The sequence below is a fragment of the Cellulosilyticum sp. WCF-2 genome, from assembly GCF_003990395.1.
Taxonomy (GTDB): Bacteria; Bacillota; Clostridia; order Lachnospirales; family Cellulosilyticaceae; genus Cellulosilyticum; species Cellulosilyticum lentocellum.
The window spans coordinates 3,979,133-3,999,621 of sequence record NZ_CP034675.1 but is presented as its reverse complement, the minus strand read 5'-3'; the positions used below and the strand labels follow the sequence as shown (position 1 = coordinate 3,999,621).

Below are 20,489 nucleotides of genomic sequence, written 5' to 3'. Positions count from 1 at the left end.
GAAAAATCAGAAAAATGTTTTGGAAGGGGGATTTTAGGTGAAGATAAGAAAAGTGGGGTTTTTATGGCTAATAAGTATGCTGATAATAAGCAGTTTCATAGGTTGTCAAAGTAAGGAGGAGCATTTGCAGGTTGATACGCCATCTTCTCATAAGCCTAAAGCTGTGGCGCCAGAGGAAGAAGAGGTGAAATGGGAGGACTGGTTGTATTTTCGAGAAGATGCAAAAAACACCTTAGTGCGCATGGCATTAGGGAGACAAAAAGAAGAAAGGGTAGCAGATCATATCAGTCAGTGGCTTTTAGAGGAAGATCAATTACTTTATACGACTCAGGAAGACTGGGAAAGCTTAGACACAAGTACAGAGCCTCTTACCATAATAAATGAATTACTGATTGCAAATCTAGATGGAAGTGAAGCTAAACTACTGGCAGGTAAGGAAAGTACCCTTGATGTAGCTACGCCATATGAAGGAAGGCAAAGCTATTTGAGATACGGACCTTTAGGGGTAGTAGACAGTTGGGTTTATTTTAATGTTACCATAGGACTTTCAGGTACAGATGCTAGTCAAAGCACCATTTTTCGAATGCATTCTAATGGAGAAGATTTAGAAGAGGTTTGTAAACTAAAAAGCAATGACATGGTCTATTCCTTTGGTGTAATAGGCGAGACTATGTATTTTACTAGTGGTTATATGCAAGACAATTATGACCTTACCCTATATCAAGTAGACTTAGAAACAAAAATAAGTCAAGTCCTAACTGAGCGAGGGGTAGTATTAGGTAAGTATGAAGAGGCATTATATTATGAAGAAACCACTGGTGATAATGGCGTTAATAATTATCAAATTAATAAGATAGTAAGTGGTCAATCAGAAAATTATATAGAGAAAGTGACTAGCATTGATCATACTAGTGACGCGCTCTATTTTAATTTACAGGAACATAACATTTATATAGGCCGTAAAATCTTTAATGAGGGGTATGGTGAATTTGTTAAATATAATGAGGTGTATGATTTAAAGAAAAAAGAAACAAGAGTAAGTTTGCCTGATGAACAAGGCTTTCCAGGAGGAGGGGCAAGTACAAAGGTCATTAGTACAAAGGGTACAGCAACGTATTACTTACAGTACCTCAATGAATGGAATTGGCTTAGTGATTTAAAAGTAGTGGATACATCTACTAATACAGAGACTGTCCTTAAAAAAGAGATTATAGAACCTAAGCTGATACGCTTGCAGGTGCAAAATAATCAGTAAAAAGAATAGCAAATAAAAAACTGGTCTCAAAGCTTTTAGCTGGAACCAGTTTTTTGTTTTTTTTATAGTGTCTCGCTTAAGGCTTCCCATTCTTCATAATACTTGGTAATGGTAGCATTTAAGTTTTCTTTTTCTGCCAGGAGTAGGCTGCTTTTATCATAGTTACTGTAGACTTCCTCTAGGCAAAGCTGGGCGTCAATATCAGCTATTTTTTCTTCAGCTTCGCTAATAGCTGTTTCTAGCTTGGCCATTTGGTTTTGAATACGGCGTATTCTGGTTTGTTCTTCTTTTTGCTTTTGCCAATCTTCTTTATTAGTGGTAGCAGCAGTAGCTTCTTCTACAACAACGCTGGTTTGCTGAGTAGCTGAAGCAGCAAGCTCCTTTTTCTTTTCTATATAATAATCATAGTCTCCTAAATATTCCATGGTGCCGTCTTTAGACATATCAATGATTTTACTTGCTGTTTGATTGATAAAATAACGGTCATGGGAAACATAAAGGACAGTGCCTTCATAGTTTAATATGGCACTTTCTAGAATTTCCTTTGAAAGAATATCTAAGTGGTTAGTCGGCTCATCTAAGATGAGAAAATTGGCTTTAGAAAGCATGATTTTGGCTAATGCGACACGGCCTTTTTCACCACCGCTTAAGCTACTAATGGGTTTAAAAACATCATCATTCGTAAAGAGAAAAGCAGCCAGTACATTACGGATTTCTCCATTTTTAAGTTCTGGGAAAGTACCTTGGATTTCCTCCATAATGGTGTTAGTAGTATCTAAGGTAGCATGTTCTTGATCGTAATAGCCTACAATAACATTGCTTCCTAATTTTAGGGTACCCGTTGTAGGAGTCATTTGATCTAAAATCATACGGAAAACAGTGGTTTTACCAACGCCATTAGGACCTACGAGAGCTACTTTATCCCCTTTTTTGATTTCCATATTCATATGGCTAAAAATCGGGCTGGTATCAAAGGTTTTACTTAATTCACTAATGCTTAAGACATCATTGCCACTTACAACTCTTGGGGTGAGTACTAGCTGCATAGGTTTGTTATCAATCATTGGCATATCCATGACTTCTACTTTTTCTAAAGCTTTTTCACGGCTACGAGCACGTTTAATAGATTTTTCCCTGTTAAATTGTTTTAGCTTAGCAATAACCGCTTGTTGGTGGGCAATTTCCTTTTGCTGTTTTTCAAAGTGTTTCATAGCCACTTCATATTCTTTTTCACTTTTGATGATGTAGTCGCTGTAGTTACCGTTGTAAACAAAGCTACGTCCAAATTCTAAGTGAACGACTTTAGTGACGATTTTATCTAAGAAGTAACGGTCATGGGAAATAATAAGGACAGCACCTTTATAGCTACGTAAAAAGCCTTCTAGCCATTCGATAGCTTCAATGTCTAAATGGTTGGTAGGTTCGTCTAAGAGTAATAAACTAGGCTCTTGAAGTAGGAGCTTACCTAGAGCGACACGGTTTTTTTGTCCCCCTGATAAAATAGACACTGGTTTATCATAAATGGTTTCATCAAAGCCTAAGCCTTTAAGAACGCCTTTGACTAAACTTTTGTATTCATAACCCTTACTATTTTCAAATACCATACGTTCAGCATCATATTTATGAATGAGTTCTAAAGAACCAGTCTTAGCGATTTCAGCTTCCATGGCATGAAGTTTTTCTTCTAAGGCAATGACTTCATCAAATACATGTAGGAGTTCCTCATAGACGGTAGCTGTAGAATCTAACTCCATATGTTGTTTTAAGTAACCTATGGTGCAGTCTTTAGTAGAAGTAATGGTACCTTCATCTGGTTCTAATTCCTTAGTTAGAATTTTAAAAAGGGTTGTTTTACCTACACCATTATTTCCTATTAAAGCTACTTTCTCATGGTCTTCGATATGAAAACTAATATTTTTTAAGATTTCTCGGTCAATAAATGTTTTCTTGATATTGCTACATGAAATAATCATAATATCCTCCTTGTAACGCCTTTTATTATTTTAGCAAATAAAAGCGCAAATTGAAAGAAAAGGGGCCAATAATCTACATTGACAAAAAAAAAACTTAAATGCTATACTAGGGTTATGAGTTTGCGTATATGAGGAGATGAGAAGGTGACGGAAGAAAGAAAGATTTCTATGAATGTAATACGGAGATTGCCACGTTATTACAGATATCTGGGAGAATTGTTACAAAAAGGAGTAACCAAAATCTCCTCCAGAGAATTAAGTGAGAAGATGAATGTGACCGCATCACAAATTCGTCAAGACCTTAACAATTTTGGAGGCTTTGGGCAACAGGGTTACGGATACAATGTGGAGTACTTGCATACAGAGATAGGAAAGATATTAGGACTTCACCAAAACTATAAAATGATTATTGTAGGCGTAGGTAACTTAGGACAAGCTATTGCTAATTCAACATCATTTAGTAAAAGAGGCTTTAAGTTAATCGGTTTATTTGACGTTAATCCAAGACTAATTGGTATGAGCATACACGGGGTAGAAGTACAAGATATTGACAAAATGGAGCAGTTCGTAAAAGAAAATGAAGTAGAAATTGCTATTTTAACAATGCCAAAAACAAGAGTAAAAGAGACAGCTGAGAGTTTAGCAAAATGGGGGATAAAAGGCTTATGGAACTTCTCACCTGTGGATTTATTCGTACCAGATACAGTACAAGTTGAAAATGTACACCTTTCTCATTCATTAATGACTTTGGCTTATAAGATTAATGAGGCTGAGGTTGAAAGAGAGAAGAAAGATAAGAGTGAGAGTATAGGGCAAATTGAAGAATAAAGTGGTGGCTTAATGGAGTTCTTTGGGAATGATATTGAGGGGAAGAATGGATAGAAGTGAATAAAGATAAGGGAATGTCCGTAAGGCTTTTGTTGGGAAGACAGAAGGCTTATGGGCATTTCTTTTTGCGTTTAAAGAGATAGATCTTTAGGTAATAGGGGAGTAAAGGCGAAAAAGTGAGAACAAAGATAAAGTGAATGCTTTCATTTGTAAGTAAGTTGCGATCAGAAGCTACTGGAAAGAAATGAGAGGGATGGCTGCCCTCCGGAGTTCCGCTCCGTATTTTCGCAGGCACTAAGCTTATTTTTTTGATGAACGGTCGAAACTCGCTGGCGCTCAAACAGTCTCCCTAAAACCCATCAAAAAAATTTGCTAAGTGCCTGCTGAAAATACTCGCAAGTCACCCCTTGAGGGCAGCCATCCCTCTCATTTCCAGCAGCTTTCTGGCGTAAAGGTGCTTTTTATAAAAAAGATTGTCTTAATAATGTCGAAAATAGACGAACCCTTTTTGTTGTTATATGTGGTTTGATGAGAGTACAATAAGCTTATAAAAGAACGAGTAAGGGTTAATATAATAATGTTATACAGGAAAGTGGTTTAGCTCAAATTATTTCAAGTGAATTGTAAGGGGATATTTATAATAAAACAAATGATTTCATTGACACTTTTGAACCACTAAAATCAGTCAGCATTACTAATAAAATGATGGAAAAATGTAAAAGAAATGAAGAAAACCTTTTTGTTGACACATTCAAGAAGACAAGCTATGATTGAGTCAATAAATGACAAAAGGTGGAAACTAGCGATGACTACATATGGATATGCAAGATGTTCGACAGACGAAAATAAGCAAGATATTAATAGGCAGAAAAGAGAACTTAAAGCTTTAGGTTGTGTGGATGAGAAAAATATATATTGGGAATATGAAAGTGGTACTAAGATAGAGCGAATAGAGTTAAATAGGCTATTAAATCAAGTGAAAGCAGGAGATACTATTGTTACTACAGAGGTGTCACGTATTACAAGAAGTACAAAGCAACTATGTGAAATTATAGAGATGGCAAAAGAAAAGAATTTGAAGCTCGTGATAGGTGGCTTTATAGTTGATTGTACAAAAGGACAATTAGATGCTATGACTGATGGAATGCTAAAAATGATGGGTGTATTTGCTGAAATGGAACGCAATATGATAAGTGAGCGTGTAAAGAGTGGAATGGCAAATGCAGCAGCTAAAGGTAAAGTCATAGGAAGACCGAGTACAACGGTTGATAGTTTGCCAAGTAGTTTTATAAAGCATTATCCAAAGTATAGGAATAAAGAGATTAATAAGACTGAATTGGCAAGGATATGTAATGTTAGCAGACAATCTGTACATAAATATATACATATTTATGAAAGGGATATATAGGCTACTAATAAAAGAAGTGCATATCTTAAAAAAGGATAAGATTATTGAAAAGTATTAAATGTAGATGTGATATGTATTATACAGATAAATTAAAATATTTTGTTATATATGCCACAATATAGTACATAGGAGGAAAAATGAATAAATTAGTAAGAATTCGAATTGTAGGGTTTAAAGATGAAAATAGGGTGATAGATGTTGTTTTCCCTGAATATAATATTGCAGTAATATATGGTGAAAATGGGGGAGGTAAATCTACATTTTTAAGAATAATAAATGCTATTTTTGATCAGCAAGATACAGTATTATTGAATGAAAATGTAGATAAGATTACTATTACATATTCTACAGAAAAAGGTGAAAAAAATATAAGAATACAAAGGAAAGAAGAAAAGAAGGAAGGGGATTTTATCTATATAGCAACAACATATGATTGGAGTGAGTTAGAGGAATCTGAATTAAAGGACACTTCATCCATACTCTTTGGTGTAAATAGGGGAATAACAAATACGATTAATGTAACTGATACACAAATATATAAGTTTATATCTATGAATCCTAGATATATAGATTGTTTTCAAAATAGGGAAAGAATGAGGTTGTTTAGTGAAGATTTAGCTAGGTATTTAAGTTTCAATAGAAGAAGAGCGAGGAGTGCGTATACTGTTAAAGATACTATTGACTTTTCTAATAAAGTATTAAGTGTGGATAATATTAGCATGGATGTAGTAGAAGAAATTATATTAAATAGGTACAGGGTAGCTAAACACATTTCTACTACTAGAGTACAAAAAGCTTTATTTGATACTTTGGCAGATGCATGCAATTCTATAGAGGGAGAAGATATTGATATAGAGGATTTAGGTAACTTATTAATACAAAATAAAGAAAAGTTATTAAGCGCTTTAAGACAGATCGAGGAAAATACACTAAGAGATAAAATAATTGACATTCTTCAAAATAAGGATACAGATAAGGTTATAGAAGAATGTAGGAAAAGTAAGTTACTAGCTAAGTTAATTTATAAGATGACCTTGGAGTTAGAAAAGGAAGAAGGAATACTTCAGTCTATTAGGGTCTTAGAAAATGTATTTAATGATCATATTCAAGGTGAGAAATATCTTGATATATCTGAAAATGAAATATCAATCAAATTTAGAAATAAGAAATTGATACATAAGATACATGACCTATCTAGCGGAGAAAGACATTTATTATCTTTGTTAACTATATTTATAATACAAGGAGTATATAAAGACATTTTAATGATTGATGAACCGGAAATTTCTTTAAATATAAAGTGGCAAAGAAAATTGCTAACTACATTAAGCCAGCTAGCACCAGATTCTCAAATTATTGTTGCCTCACATAGCCCATCTATTTCAAAAGCTAATAATAAGTTTTTAGTAGAATTAAAATAGGGGGAAATGATGAAATACGATATAGAAGAAACTCTAACTGAATGTATTATGAGTGGGATTCCAACAATATTAGTAGAAGGAATAGATGATATCAGTTTTTATGAAAATATAAGTATGACGATTGATAAAGACGTGTCAATACAAGCAATAGAAAATATAGAAGGATATGGGCAAGGCTGTGAAGAGGTAGAGAGGGCTATTAATGATATACAGGAAGAAATACGTGTGAATACTCAACTAAAAAAATTAATCATGGGAATTATTGATAAGGATACTCGATACTATAGAGGTGAAGTGCCGAATATGCCATGTTTATTTGTACTAGAGTATTACTCGTATGAAAGTCACCTTACTACTTCATATTCATTAAAAAAATTAATAAGTATTTTAACACAGGTGAGTGAGAAGATGGTGGATGATAGGGTTATTGAATTTATGTTACAGGGTTTAGCAGATAAATATGATAAGCTATACTATATTTCACTGGAAGCTTTAAAAGGAAGATGTGAAACGGGATATATTCCAGTAAAAAGATATAAAGAGGAGCCAGGCAGCATATTTTCTAAAGGAGCATTAGGGTTTGTTTGGCCACAGATAGAAGTAAAAAAAGATGAGTTGGATAAGTTTGCTGAGGAGAAACAGATAACTAGAGAAGATATAAAGTATGTAGCAAAAGGAAAATGGTTATTATATGTGTATTGTAATCATATTATTGAACGGGCATATTTATTAAAAGATGCATGTGGAAATTTAATAAAGTCATGTAAGTATTGTGATAGTGGGACCAAGACAAAGTGCTTATGGAGGACATCGGCTAATTTCCAAATTGCTCAATTAAAAAATCTTTTAACATCCTCAACAATGTTTGATGAAAATGAATTAATGTATATAAAGGATAGAATTAAATTACTGGCATAGGTGTAAGTAGTTTTAATTGGGATGGGAAGCAAGATAAGATTATATTGTTAACAAAAACCTTAATGGGGTAAGTGTTATAGGGGTCAATTTGAATAATGGTGCCTGTTGAATATAATGGCACTGAAGATTGAATATTGAAAGGAATAATACCAATAATAGAAACTTTACATCCTACAGAAAATCCAAAATACATATGTTCTCTCCCCTCTTCTTATTCAGAATAATATATCTTTATAGTAGTATAACCAATTATTTTAAGTTCTATAAAGTAGAGGTTCTAAATAATATATATTTCCTAATCTTAAAAAAATACCTAAGGCCTTGAAAATACCTAGTTGTGCTGATGCCATAATTCCATAGAATCTAGAATGCAATTTCTAAGAAAATCTAGTGCTCATTATACAAATACATTGACTATCAACACTTTTATATACTAACTATTCAATTGGCATACGCGCTAGACCAAGGATCTAATTCTTAGCGTGCTAAAAACGTACTACAACATTATAAAGTCATAGAAAAATAGCTTTAAAGGATGATAATGTTGATAATAAACATAGCAAAGTCAAGAGTTGTGATACTTGATAAAGTCCTAAATATTGAGTTTGATTAGTTACTAGTGGTTTAAAATTTGAACTGCAAATTTTACTGCAAATAAATTTAAATAAACACCAGTTATTCAAAGTGAAAAATGAAAAAGATTAAATAAAAATAAAACCTCTTAAATACTAGAAAAATCTAGTTTTAGCTTGAGTATCAAGAACTTCAACAAAAATCCTTTTTCACTCTCTCACAGTGAAATCACCATACCTTTTGATATATTCTAATTGGAGGAAACTGATGTTCCAAATTAATTATAGAATTGTTGAAAACGAAGATGAACTTAAAAAGATGACTAAAGAAGCCTATGATGAGGAGTGGGGGAACATTGAAGGCTTACTGGAACTTTGCTTTAATGAGAGTTCTTATGGCTATATGTATGACGGTGAAATCAATCCTGAGATGTTAGCAGTAGGCTGTTTTCAGGATGAGCTATTAGTATCATGGTTTCATAATTTATTAGAGGCTGTAGTGGCACTTCGTGAGGTGGAGCATATAACAGTTTGTGAGATGGAGTGCCCTAAGATGCTTGAATTTCAAAAGAGGGATGAATTTCTTGAAGTACGGGAAATTGATGAGATGGATGATAAGAAATCGAAGGTGCGTTTTTATAAAAAGTTCAAAGTTCAATCTATGGGAAGGCCTATTGTTCAGAGGGGGATACCAAGACGTTTAGTAGAATTAAAATCAGGGGAAGCTTTTACAAAAGGAATAGAGGTTTGTGAAACAGATTTTATTAAAACAATCATCTTACATCATGAATTTGAGCAGGAAGTCATTAAGAAAGCTCAACAGTTTGTGACTGATGTTGAGGAGAAGTTTCCACATTTAGTGATGAGTAGGACATTGATTAGGCTTAGAGAGAGTATTCATAAGGCAGAGCAATGTATAAAGCATACATAGTTTATGGGGAGAATAGATAAGTATTTTGTAAATAATGACAGCACAAATAAAGTAACCAAGTATAGGTGATACATGGTTACTTTTTTGGGCCTGGCGCCAGACTTTAGTAAAATCTTTATAGCTGCTTTAGTTAGCTCAATATAGGCGGTCAAGATATTTTTATGAGTAATATAGGTTGATTTTAATTTAATGGTTTATAATTTTTTTGAATATACTATAATTGAGATGTGAATCATTAGAGAGATTTTTAAATCAAAGGCTTGTTAAATAGACATATATATTGGGGGATTATTATTCTATATTTTACGTTGGGAAATGGATGAAAAGAATCATGTAAAAGGGGGAAGGGTATGAAAAATGATCTAGATTACATTAATCAAACATCAGGCGAATCTATAAAAAAATCTAAAAATATTATTATTGTTTTATGTATCATCATTGTAATGCTACTAGCAATTATTGCTTTACAAAATATCAAAAAAGCCCCATATGATGAGCGATTGGATGAACTACTATCAGATGAGGTTGAAATCGAAAAGAAGTGGCTTATTAATCCAAAGACAATACCATTTGATCTTTCTGAGGCAGTTGTTTTTCAACTTGAACAAACCTATATTAATTTCTCACCTGAAATGCGAGTAAGAAAAATTAATGATGGAGAGCAATATACCTTTACATTAAAGTATGACATGACTTCAGATGGAATAAAGAGAAATGAAATAGATATACAGATTACCAAGGAAGAATATGAAAAACTTGTTGCTAAGCAAGAGGGAAATTCCATTCAGAAGATGAGATATCAATTATTGGTAGATGGTGAATTAGTGGCCATCGATTTATTTGAAGGAGATTTAGAGGGGCTTGCTTATATGGAAATAGAATTTCTCAATATGGAGGAAGCTACAGCTTTTGCAACACCAGAATGGGTCATTGCTGATGTTACAGATGATGTACGCTATAAGAATGGACATTTAGCTAGATATGGTATTCCTAAATTAGACAGATGAATGGATAGATAAAGTATTATTCAACAGATGGTAATGGTCATTTGTTTTGGAGACCATTGAGTGATAAGCCAGCAGCTTATTGTTTAGATGGCTATATGAAGGCTTTTTTTGATGGTCATCATATGACTTTTGCAGCAGCATTAAGACATGAGAAAGTAAAAGCTTTAGTAATTAGTCCTATGACCCATAGATATGCACCTAATATGGAAGGTGACAGGGTGATCAGTTTCTTTTTAAAGAGAATGTAGAAGAGTTAAAAAGATGATAGATGATATGACATTAATAGATAGAGAAAGCACAGCAGTTTGTAGATGAAGTAGCAAGTCAATATCCTTGGTTAATGCCGTGTAGAACATTTACAGCACTTAATGGGCAAATAGAAAATGTAAGATTGATTATTAAGAAATGAAAATATATTGGTGTTTTTACAGTAAAACTACAGTGAAGTTACTGTAAAGATCATAAGAAAAGAGAGTAAGAATAATAGTGGTAGAATTCTTGAATGTTGATAAACAAGGTTTTATAGGTGAAATGTACTTTGTATATTGAAGCATATTTTGAGTAACTCACTCGTAATGAGTATAACTGTAAATTTTACTGCAAATAAATTTAACTATGGAAAGTATTTTCATAAGGCAGAGCAATGTATAGAGCATACATAACTTGTGGAAAAAACAGATAAGTATTTTGGAAATAATGACAGCACAAAAAAGTAACCAAGTATACGTGATACATGGTTACTTTTTTGTGCTTGGCTCTAGATTTTAGTGAAACCTTCATAGCTGCCTTAGTCAGCTAAATATAGGCTGTCAAGATATTTTTATGAGTAATACAGGTTAATTTATAGAAAGCAAAATGTAGAGAAAGGATTTATGGTATAATATTCAAAAACATAGTCAAAGCTAGAAAGAAATGCTAGAGGTAAGAATATGAGAAAAGTAAAGCCACTAAATGATTTTATCTTTAAGAAGTTATTTGGTGAAAAGGAAAATGAGGATATTTTATTATATGCTGACAGATGTAGCAGAAATTCACTTTTTAGAGTATCCTAAGTTTAGAAGACTTACAGAAAAAAATTATAAAGACAATGCTATTGAAAGATGGTTAGCCTTTTTAGAAAAAGATATTTCAGAGGAGACTTTGAAGGAGTTGGTAGCGATGGAACCAGTAATAAAAAAAGCAGAAAGTAAACTAGAACATTTAAGTAGTGATGAAGAGACAATGAGCATTTATTATGCAAGGGAAAAATCACTACATGATCAAGCAAATATGGTTAACTCTGCAGAGCAAAGAGGTAGAGAGCAGGGAATACAGCAAGGACGCGAAGCAGAAAAGTTTAATGTAGCTAGAAAAATGTTACTTAGCGGAATGGATATTGAGACGATTAGTAATATTACAGAATTAAGTATAGAAGACATTAAGATATTAAAAGGTGAGACAAGATAAATACAAACATTTAATGAGTAAAGAAAAAATGCATATGCCATTCTTTATGGTGAAATCAGTCTTTAGATGTTAGATTTCTTATTTACTTTTTATTGGAATGAGTGTATAAATATATTCAATATTCTTATATTTAATAATTATCTCAGGGGGTTATAATGAAGTCTAAAACTACTATATTCTGTGTTGTAGGAGCTTTATTAATTTTAGGAACTATTACCTTAGGCTGTTATACCCTTATCATTTATCCTAAGCAAATAAGCAATGTTTATAATAAAGCAGAGGCTATTCTTGGTGCTAATAACTCTAGGCTTCCATATGATTGGACTAAAGATCCCTGCCCTTATCCTGCTATTTATTCGGGAACAGTTACTGAAATTGTAGATCTGACAGAAAAAGTAGGATTATATGAAGGGAGTAAAGATCCTTTAGATATAACCTATGTTAATTTTATGATATTCTGTCACAATGAAGCAGGTGATAGAGCAACTTTTATCACAGATTATACCAAAGTATATAAAGTAGATAAAAACGGTAAGAAAAAGCCTTGTAGTATACGAGATGTAAAAGTAGGCGATAAAGTTTCAATGATTCTTGGGGAGTCAAGTGATGGAGAAGGAAGTATAAAAGTCTCTGTTATGGAATTTAATATAGAAAAATGAGTTTCTATCTAGACTTGTGAGAGTGCATCTGTTCTCATAGGTAGATGATGAATCACTTATTAGCGGTCGCCATGGGGATCAGTTTATATATGGACACATGGTTTTCTTTTTTGTTGGTTGTTTATTTTATATATTTATCGCATTTTATGTGGTAGAGGATTCTTTAATAAAAAGTGAAGAATTTTAGTCTTAAGGAAATTCCCCAGACTTTTACTAGCCAAGAAAGTAATCAAGTGCAAAAACTTCTGGATCGGTGATAATCATTTTTTCAATATAAGACCTTACAATTTTAGATTTGGCAAAATAAATATCGCCAGTAAAGGCATCTAATAGAATAGGATATGGACCGGTAAATACCCAATAACGAGAGATTTTACCTGTACATTGAATGCTGTCAATATCGGTTTTTAGTCTGTCCAAAATTGAATTGGAGTACTCAGTGTTTTGATTATATGTTTGATTAGTTAAGAAGTTATTATATGCCTCAAGGAGTTGAGCGTGTAAGAATTGAAAGGCTTCTTCTTTAGTGAGTTGTTTTTGCGTAGAATTTTCATCAATAGTAATAAGTGGATTTCCTAATAGATAAAAGGGTGAAGACTCCTTATAGGGAATATAGTTTAAAGTAATAGGAAAAGCTTTTTCGAGAAAACGTAAAGGAACATAAAGGCTTCCGTTAATTGTACATACTTTATCTTCAGATAGCGCTTCAACTCCATTGATAAGAAACTTTTCTTGATTAGGCTTAACGGTAATCTGTAAAGCATTTTTTTGAATAATGGCAGTTTGAGAAGAAGCATCCCAGCGTACATTCATTCCAAGTTCTTGGCTTACAATTCTAAGAGGAATAAAGGAACGGTTATTAATGATTTGAATATTGGCAGAAGGCACAAATGTTCCATTAACCATTAAGAAAGGATGAGTTTCTTTAAATTTTAAGGATATGGTTTCTTGATTAGGGAAGGTGAAAATATAAAGCCATTTTGAAGTAAGATCTGGACGCCCTTGATAATTTAAAAGACAATAAGCTTCTGGAGTAGCAGCTTCAGTTGACAGGGGAAGAGCGATGGTTAAAAATGATAGCATTAACATTAATAGTGATTTGATTTTTCTATGCATGACACACCTCATTAGAATAAGATAAATGTATTATAACATAATTTTCTAACAATTCAATTAAGTTAAAAATGAAGCTTATGGTGTGATAAACGCAAAAAAAAGTAACCATGTATCGTGACACATGGTTACTTTTTTGGATTGGCTCCAGACTCTAGTGAAACCTTCATAGCTCCTTAGTAAGCCTTAGTCAAGGCATAAAGTGGCTCCTCAGCACTCTTCTGGCAATAGAAAGAGGCCTACTAAGGGGAGGTATGAAAGTTTAACCAATGAGTGAGGAGCTCCTTAAAGTCTTAGCCGGTGCACCCTTGTGATAGGAAACTAAGGCCTTAAGACTCTGGTTAAAAAACTTTATTTGGTAGTGCAAGGTGTAAAAACGTTTTGGCAACTTATAGATGGCGCCTCCCTGCCAGCGCACTAGTGAACATTTTCCTTAGAGCCAGAGGTACCTGTAACGACAGATTGAGACTTGGTCGACCCGGTCAGTTCCTCAAGTTGAAGCTGCGGTGATTATGCCGTGGGAAGTTGTTTGATTTGTTTTTACACTTATATATATGTGGGCTACCAGTGGACTCCCTAATAAAAATTTAAAAAATTTTATGAGCAGTTGGTTTGGCATTTAACGTATTTTTTTATTTGTCGTCATATGTGATATACTAGACTTATATTAGACGTAAAAGGACGGAGTGAAATGGAAAATTTACGTGGTGTAGTAGAGCGCATTACTTATGCTAATGAGGATACTGGCTATAGTGTGATTAAGATCAGGTGTAAAGGCTATCATGAGCTTGTAACGGTAGTTGGGAGTATGGCTACTGTTAATGTAGGTGCGGTTATTACTATGAAAGGGTTTTGGTCGAGCAATCCTAAATATGGTAGGCAGTTCGAGGCTAAGGAATGGGAGGAGACTTTGCCTGCTAGTATTTATGGTATAGAGAAGTATTTAGGCAGCGGGCTTATTAAGGGAATTGGGCCTGTGTATGCTAAGAAGATTGTTAATTTATTTAAGGAGCAGACACTAGATATTATCGAAGAGGAACCTGATCGGATTATAGAGGTTTCTGGGATAGGTAAAAAACGTGTAGAGATGATTAAGAAAGCTTGGCAGGATCAAAAGGAGATTAAGAACATTATGATTTTCCTGCAATCCTATGGTGTATCCACTTCTTTTGGAAGTCGTATTTATAAATACTATGGCAATGAGAGTATTGAGGTGGTTAAAGAAAATCCTTATCAGCTAGCAGATGATATTTATGGGATTGGTTTTAAAACAGCTGATGGGGTAGCAGCTAAGCTAGGGATAGAGAAGGATTCTTTTAAAAGATGCCGTGCAGGGCTTTTTTACACCCTGAGTCAACTCTCAGAGGAAGGACACTGTTTTGCTAGAACAGAGCAATTAGTGGCTAAATGTGTAGAGATACTAGAGGTAGAAGAAACAAAGGTGATAATGACTATCGACCATTTGATTAAAGAAAAGGAACTGATTAAAGAAGAACCAGATGCCATTTACTTACCACCTTTTTATTTTAGTGAAAGAGGGGTAGCGAAACGTTTAAAGGAGATTATGGCAGGTCATACGCTAAGGCAAGTGAAAAAGAGTGATGAGGTTATTGCTTTCTTAGAAAGAACAGAGCAGATGACTTATGATGATATTCAAAGGGAAGCCATTCATCTTGCAAGTAGGTCTAAGGTGATGCTATTAACAGGTGGTCCGGGAACAGGAAAGACAACCACTACTCACGGGATTATTAGTTTGTTTAAAGAGTCAGGGATGGAAGTGCTGTTGACTGCACCAACAGGAAGAGCGGCTAAAAGGATGAGTGAAGCCACTGGCATGGAGGCTAAGACCATTCATAGGCTATTAGAATGTAAGCCACCTGAGGGTTATAAGAAAAATGAGGATCATCCATTAGTAGGTGATGTCCTTATAATAGATGAAGCTTCAATGATAGATATTATACTGATGTATAATTTATTAAAAGCCATTCCAGATCATATGATTCTTGTTATTGTTGGAGACATTGATCAGCTTCCTTCTGTAGGCGCAGGCAATGTGCTTCAAGATATGATAGCTTCTGGCGTTATCCCTACCATTAAGCTAGAACGTATTTTTAGACAAGCTATGGGAAGTAAAATTATTACCAATGCCCACAAGATTAATAAAGGAGAAAATCCGGATTTAAGAGGTGGTAAGGATAGTAATTTCTTCTTCATAGAGCAAGAAGAGAGTCAGGGGGTTATTGATACGATTGTCAAACTATGTACCAAAAGGCTACCTCAGTATTATAAGGTGAATCCAATCAAAGACATTCAGATTCTAACACCTATGCAGCGTTCTGAAACAGGTGCTGCTAACCTCAATACAGTACTGCAATCAGCGCTTAATAAAAATACGCTTCATTTAAAACGAGGGGCTACTGAATATAGGCTCAATGACAAAGTGATGCAGATACGAAATAACTATGATAAGGAAGTCTTTAACGGAGATGTAGGCTTTATTTCAGACATTGATTTAGAGGAGCGTACGCTTAAAGTGACCTTTGATGAGCGGGAAATAGAGTATGAAGCATTAGAATTAGATGAACTTGTACTGGCTTATGCCACCACGATTCATAAGGCCCAGGGAAGTGAATATCCTATTGTAGTCATGCCTCTTACTTTTAGTCATTATGTGATGCTCCAGCGTAATTTAATTTATACAGGTATAACGAGAGCTAAAAAGGTAGTGGTGTTGGTAGGTAATCGTCAAGCGATTTATGTAGCAGTGAAGAACAATGAAGTAAAAAATAGAAATACCAAATTAGCTGAGAGACTACAAAGTGAATCAGTGATTTAGGAGCTTACTCATGTATAATGAACGATACATCAGGATATTCTCGTTCTAGGAGATGTCATTATTGATAAATTCCTAATAAAAAGCCAAATAATTGTATAAGAAAATAAATGGTTTCTTGAAAAAAAGATGGCTATGATAAGGGTATGAATCCATTAAAGGAGGAATCTGATGAATACATACGACGTTTATTTACATGGCATGATTTTAAAGACCAATAGTTTTTTACTTAAGGATAAGTATCCTATAGCAGATACTTATGGTGAGATTAGAGAAAAGTATGAGCTACCTGGAGGAGAAACAGGGACTTGTGCTACTGTACTTAATAGCTTAGGGTGCACGGTAAAAATGGACGGTAATTATATGGGGGCTAAGACCTACCCTTTGATTAAGTCGTTTTATCAGGATAAAAAGGTGGATATAAGTGCTTTGACAGTAGAAGAGGGCTATGATGGACTTGAGGATTATGTGATTATTGACCAAGCTACAAGGACACCTTTTGGGATGTTTCAGGGATTTTATAGTGATACGGTAGAAAGGTGGAATCAGCCTAATAGGGAAGATATTAAAGCAGCTGCAGTTGTGGGACTTGATCCTTTCTTTAGAATAGCCTCAGAGGAAGTGGCAGCTTATTGTATTGAAGAGGGGAAAAAGTATGTGACGATCGATTGCCCTTATGATAGTTTTTTACATCAGAATGCTAGTATGACTATTTTATCAGGGGAGTTCTTTGGCTATACTTATCTAGATGAGGATAAAGAAGAGCTATTTGAACGTTATGTGGAAAATAGTGAGGGCTTAGTGATTTTCACAAGAGGTTCTAAGCCTCTATGGTACGGTAGAAAGGCAACGGGGAAAAGTAGTCTTGAGCCTTATCAAGTAGAAGTTAAAAGTACTTTAGGCGCAGGAGATACCTTTAAAGCTGCTTGTATCTATGCCTTATTAAAGGACATGTCAGATTTAGAAACGGTCAAATTTGCTAGTGCTACAGCAGCAGTAGCTTGCACTAGATTTCCACTACCTCTTAATCCACCGCAGTTAGAGGAAGTTATAGCGTTAATGAATAGCTAATATAGAGTAGAAAACCATTCTTTCCATTGGAGTAGGATGGTTTTCTTTTTTTGATTGATAACAGTAAATAATGGAGAAAATTGATACAAACAACATACTCATCATGATAAAGATTGATTATTTAGAAAAAATAAATTAATAAGTATTTTTGAGCTTATTCAGTGAGTCTACACTATACATTCTGAATAAGCTTTTGTTATTGAGGCTTAAATTGTAAATTGTCTGCATGATTAACCGTTTTATTTACCGATATATATTTATATCTAGTGACTTAACAACGCAATCATCTAAAGTAGTCCCATATCGTACTAAGCAGTTGTCATTATAGAATAAATATAAGCTAACCATAGGATTTTATTCATTTTAGGTTTATAATAAAAGTAATAAAAATAGTTTAAACCCTAAGGTTAAAGGAAGGAGGAGAGATGCCAGTATGTTTGATTTTATGAAGAAAAAACGTCGCATTGTACTAAATGAGCAGCCTGAAGAAGAAGTGAAAGTTACCAATAGCAATGTTAATCTAAAGAAAGAGTACGTAAGTGATATTTTAAAAAGTAGGAAACTACCTATCGTACTTTTAGACCCTCTATGGCACACCATGAGAGATAGTATTCAAAGTGATATTATTAAGGCTCAGGAAAAAAACTTAAAGGAGCTTTTAAAGGAACAAGGACGTTTAAACAATGACTATAAGGAATACAGCACTGTGAAGCAAAATTTTTTAAAGGAAATTTTAAATTTAAGTGGCGAAGTACAAGTTGATGGGAATAGTGAATCTATTGAAGCACTTAATAAGCTCCATCAAAGTACGGTAAATATCAATCAAAAACTAGAGGATATTGAAAAGCGTATAAGCGAAGTGGAAGTGGAGATTGAAAGTGCTAACCGTGAGATTATTGAAGAAATGATTGCGGTAGGGTACGAGTATATTGATGTTTGCAAGGAAAAGGAAATACGCTTAGAAAGAGAGATTACACAGCTCAGAGAGCAAATGCTTTTGAAAACAGCAGAAAAGAAAAAGTGTGAAAAGCTCTTAAAAGATGTGTATAACTACCTTCATAGCATTGTAGGAAGAGAACAAATAGAAGTCATTGATAGAGGCTTAGGAGATAAAAAATAAGATGATTATAGGTATTGGAACGGATATCATAGAGATTCAAAGAATTGAAAAAGTCATTAGTAAGACACCACGTTTTTATAAAACAGTTTATACAGAAGAGGAACGTGCATACTATGAAGCAGGACATAAAAAAGTAGAGAGCCTAGCAGGGGCTTTTGCAGCCAAAGAAGCGGTTAGTAAAGCTTTAGGGACAGGTTTTAGAGATTTCTCACCTTGTGACATAGAGGTGAGGAGAAATGCCCTTGGTAAACCAGAAGTTCATTTACTCGGCGGAGCCAAACAAGTAGCAGATGAACTAGGGGTAGGGCGAATTCATTTAACGATTTCTCACTGTCAGAGCTATTCAGTAGCTTACGTGGTAATAGAGGGAGTGGAGGAAAAATGAAGTTAATGACACCTTCAGCCATGCATGCTTTAGATGAAGCAGCGATTAAAGAATATGGCATTCCAGGCATTTTATTAATGGAGCATGCGGCTTATCATTTATTTAAGCATTTGCAAGGTAGAGATAAGGCAGAATCTGTTGTTATTGTATGCGGACCTGGTAATAATGGAGGGGATGGTTTAGCTTTAGCGAGACAATTACAAACCTGGGGGCAGAGCAAGGTAAAGGTGTTACTTTTAGCCCCTAGAGAGAAACTAAGTGAAGATGGAAAAACCTATTTTGATATTTGCCAAAAATTACAGGTGGACATGATGCAGATAGATAAGCAAAATAGAGATACGGCTTTTAAAAGTTTAGAAGTCGCCAAGGTGATTGTAGATGCTTTATTTGGAACGGGTTTAACAAGGCCTGTAGAAGGTTTATACGCTGAAATGATTGACCATATGAATCAAAGTACAGCTTATAAATTAAGTGTAGATATTCCTTCGGGTCTAGATGGCAATACCGGAAAAGTACAAGGCATAGGTGTGATGGCAGATTATACTATTACCTTTGTGCTACCTAAAAAGGGACTATATCAGTATCCAGCACCGCTATATACAGGAGTGGTAGAGGTAGTGGATATTGGCATGCCTAAAGCGTTGGTAGAAGCAGCCCAAACAGATACCTTTTCTATAGAAGAAGAGGAGATGAAGGTACTTTTACCAAGAAGAGCTATGCGTAGCAATAAAGGAAGCTTTGGAAAGGTATTAGTCATCGGTGGGAGTCAGGGGATGTCAGGAGCCCCAGCTCTAACCAGTATGGCCGCCTATAAGGTGGGTAGTGGTACTGTTACTGCTGCCGTACCTTATGCTATATTAGAAATAATGGAACAGAAGTTAACAGAGGTAATTCATTGTGGTTTACCAGATGAAGATGGTTTTTTCAGTAAAGAAGCTGGAAAAATAGTAGGAGCCATGCTAGATCGCTATGATGTGATTGCTATAGGTCCTGGTCTTGGTAGAAACAGAAATGTATTGCCAGTGCTCATAGATGTTCTTATAAGTGATAAGCCCTGCGTCATAGATGCAGATGCACTTTATTTCATTCCGGAACTTACAGATCTACTCCGTATTCGAAAAGCACCAACAATCATAACCCCTCATCCTGGTGAAATGGCAAGACTCACAGGACTTACGATAGCAGAAATACTAGAACAACCTTTAGAGATTGCCAAAAAAGTGGCACAGGATTTACGGGTGATAACAGTATTAAAGCTAGAAAGAACAGTGATAGCAGACCCTAATGGTGACATATATATAAACAGATATGGTAATTCAGGCTTAGCCAAAGGTGGAAGTGGTGATGTTTTAACGGGCATCATTACAGGACTATTAGCTCAAAGTTTAAAGACAGGTTTGCCTGCAATAGCTGCAGCCAAGTTAGGTTGTTTCTTGCATGCTAAGGCAGGTGATGAAGCAGCTAAAGATTTGACTGAATATAGCTTCTTGCCAAGCGACACCATTCATTATTTAAGTCAAGTATTAAAGGCGCTTATTTAAGTATTAGG

The 20,489-nt window shown here is 34.6% G+C and carries 17 protein-coding genes; 15 read left to right on the top strand and 2 right to left on the bottom strand.

Annotated features, from left to right (window positions below):
- Window positions 1-37 precede the first annotated feature (37 nt).
- Complete coding sequence (locus EKH84_RS18115; protein ID WP_127067373.1) at window positions 38-1,255, top strand: DUF5050 domain-containing protein; 1,218 nt, start codon at window positions 38-40, stop codon at window positions 1,253-1,255.
- A gap of 62 nt (window positions 1,256-1,317) precedes the next feature.
- Here the strand turns inward: EKH84_RS18115 and EKH84_RS18110 are convergent, their stop codons facing one another.
- Complete coding sequence (locus EKH84_RS18110) at window positions 1,318-3,228, bottom strand: ABC-F family ATP-binding cassette domain-containing protein (protein ID WP_127067372.1); 1,911 nt, start codon at window positions 3,226-3,228, stop codon at window positions 1,318-1,320.
- Window positions 3,229-3,372: 144 nt separating this feature from the next.
- On the opposite strand from EKH84_RS18110, the gene EKH84_RS18105 reads away from it, so the two are divergent.
- From EKH84_RS18105 to EKH84_RS18065, 9 genes are all read left to right on the top strand, one after another.
- Window positions 3,373-4,056 (top strand): redox-sensing transcriptional repressor Rex, encoded by a 684-nt coding sequence (locus EKH84_RS18105; protein ID WP_013658008.1) that lies wholly within the window; start codon window positions 3,373-3,375, stop codon window positions 4,054-4,056.
- Window positions 4,057-4,861: 805 nt separating this feature from the next.
- Window positions 4,862-5,464: a recombinase family protein gene (locus EKH84_RS18100; protein WP_127067371.1), complete on the top strand. Its 603-nt coding sequence runs from the start codon at window positions 4,862-4,864 to the stop codon at window positions 5,462-5,464.
- Window positions 5,465-5,601: 137 nt separating this feature from the next.
- Window positions 5,602-6,885 (top strand): AAA family ATPase, encoded by a 1,284-nt coding sequence (locus tag EKH84_RS18095; protein WP_127067370.1) that lies wholly within the window; start codon window positions 5,602-5,604, stop codon window positions 6,883-6,885.
- Between the two features lie 9 nt (window positions 6,886-6,894).
- Window positions 6,895-7,803, top strand: coding sequence for a DUF4435 domain-containing protein (locus EKH84_RS18090; RefSeq protein ID WP_190283387.1), 909 nt, complete (start codon window positions 6,895-6,897; stop codon window positions 7,801-7,803).
- A gap of 840 nt (window positions 7,804-8,643) precedes the next feature.
- A complete protein-coding gene (locus tag EKH84_RS18085; RefSeq protein WP_127067368.1) occupies window positions 8,644-9,306 on the top strand; it encodes a hypothetical protein in 663 nt (220 codons plus the stop codon).
- 350 nt (window positions 9,307-9,656) lie between these two features.
- A complete protein-coding gene (locus tag EKH84_RS18080; protein ID WP_127067367.1) occupies window positions 9,657-10,313 on the top strand; it encodes a hypothetical protein in 657 nt (218 codons plus the stop codon).
- 56 nt (window positions 10,314-10,369) lie between these two features.
- Window positions 10,370-10,561 carry a hypothetical protein gene (locus tag EKH84_RS18075; RefSeq protein WP_127067366.1) on the top strand — a complete coding sequence of 64 codons (192 nt, stop codon included), beginning with the start codon at window positions 10,370-10,372 and terminating at the stop codon, window positions 10,559-10,561.
- A 742-nt stretch (window positions 10,562-11,303) separates the two neighbouring features.
- Entirely contained in the window at window positions 11,304-11,759 is a 456-nt protein-coding gene (locus EKH84_RS18070) for an Rpn family recombination-promoting nuclease/putative transposase (RefSeq protein WP_190283386.1), read from the top strand.
- Between the two features lie 155 nt (window positions 11,760-11,914).
- On the top strand, window positions 11,915-12,418 hold the full coding sequence (locus tag EKH84_RS18065) for a hypothetical protein (RefSeq protein WP_127067364.1): 504 nt from the start codon (window positions 11,915-11,917) through the stop codon (window positions 12,416-12,418).
- A gap of 213 nt (window positions 12,419-12,631) precedes the next feature.
- Here the strand turns inward: EKH84_RS18065 and EKH84_RS18060 are convergent, their stop codons facing one another.
- Window positions 12,632-13,534 carry a copper amine oxidase N-terminal domain-containing protein gene (locus EKH84_RS18060; RefSeq protein WP_190283385.1) on the bottom strand — a complete coding sequence of 301 codons (903 nt, stop codon included), beginning with the start codon at window positions 13,532-13,534 and terminating at the stop codon, window positions 12,632-12,634.
- Between the two features lie 688 nt (window positions 13,535-14,222).
- Between EKH84_RS18060 and recD2 the strand changes: the two genes are divergently transcribed.
- The 5 genes from recD2 (at window position 14,223) to EKH84_RS18035 (ending at window position 20,481) form a co-directional block, all read left to right on the top strand.
- Window positions 14,223-16,367: an SF1B family DNA helicase RecD2 gene (gene recD2 / locus EKH84_RS18055; RefSeq protein WP_127067362.1), complete on the top strand. Its 2,145-nt coding sequence runs from the start codon at window positions 14,223-14,225 to the stop codon at window positions 16,365-16,367.
- Between the two features lie 168 nt (window positions 16,368-16,535).
- Window positions 16,536-17,435 (top strand): carbohydrate kinase family protein, encoded by a 900-nt coding sequence (locus EKH84_RS18050; protein ID WP_127067361.1) that lies wholly within the window; start codon window positions 16,536-16,538, stop codon window positions 17,433-17,435.
- Between the two features lie 433 nt (window positions 17,436-17,868).
- Window positions 17,869-18,555, top strand: coding sequence for a hypothetical protein (locus tag EKH84_RS18045; protein WP_127067360.1), 687 nt, complete (start codon window positions 17,869-17,871; stop codon window positions 18,553-18,555).
- A gap of 1 nt (window position 18,556) precedes the next feature.
- On the top strand, window positions 18,557-18,940 hold the full coding sequence (gene acpS, locus EKH84_RS18040; RefSeq protein ID WP_013657998.1) for a holo-ACP synthase: 384 nt from the start codon (window positions 18,557-18,559) through the stop codon (window positions 18,938-18,940).
- Window positions 18,937-20,481 (top strand): NAD(P)H-hydrate dehydratase, encoded by a 1,545-nt coding sequence (locus tag EKH84_RS18035; protein ID WP_127067359.1) that lies wholly within the window; start codon window positions 18,937-18,939, stop codon window positions 20,479-20,481. Before acpS ends, EKH84_RS18035 begins: the two co-directional genes overlap by 4 nt.
- Window positions 20,482-20,489: the final 8 nt, after the last annotated feature.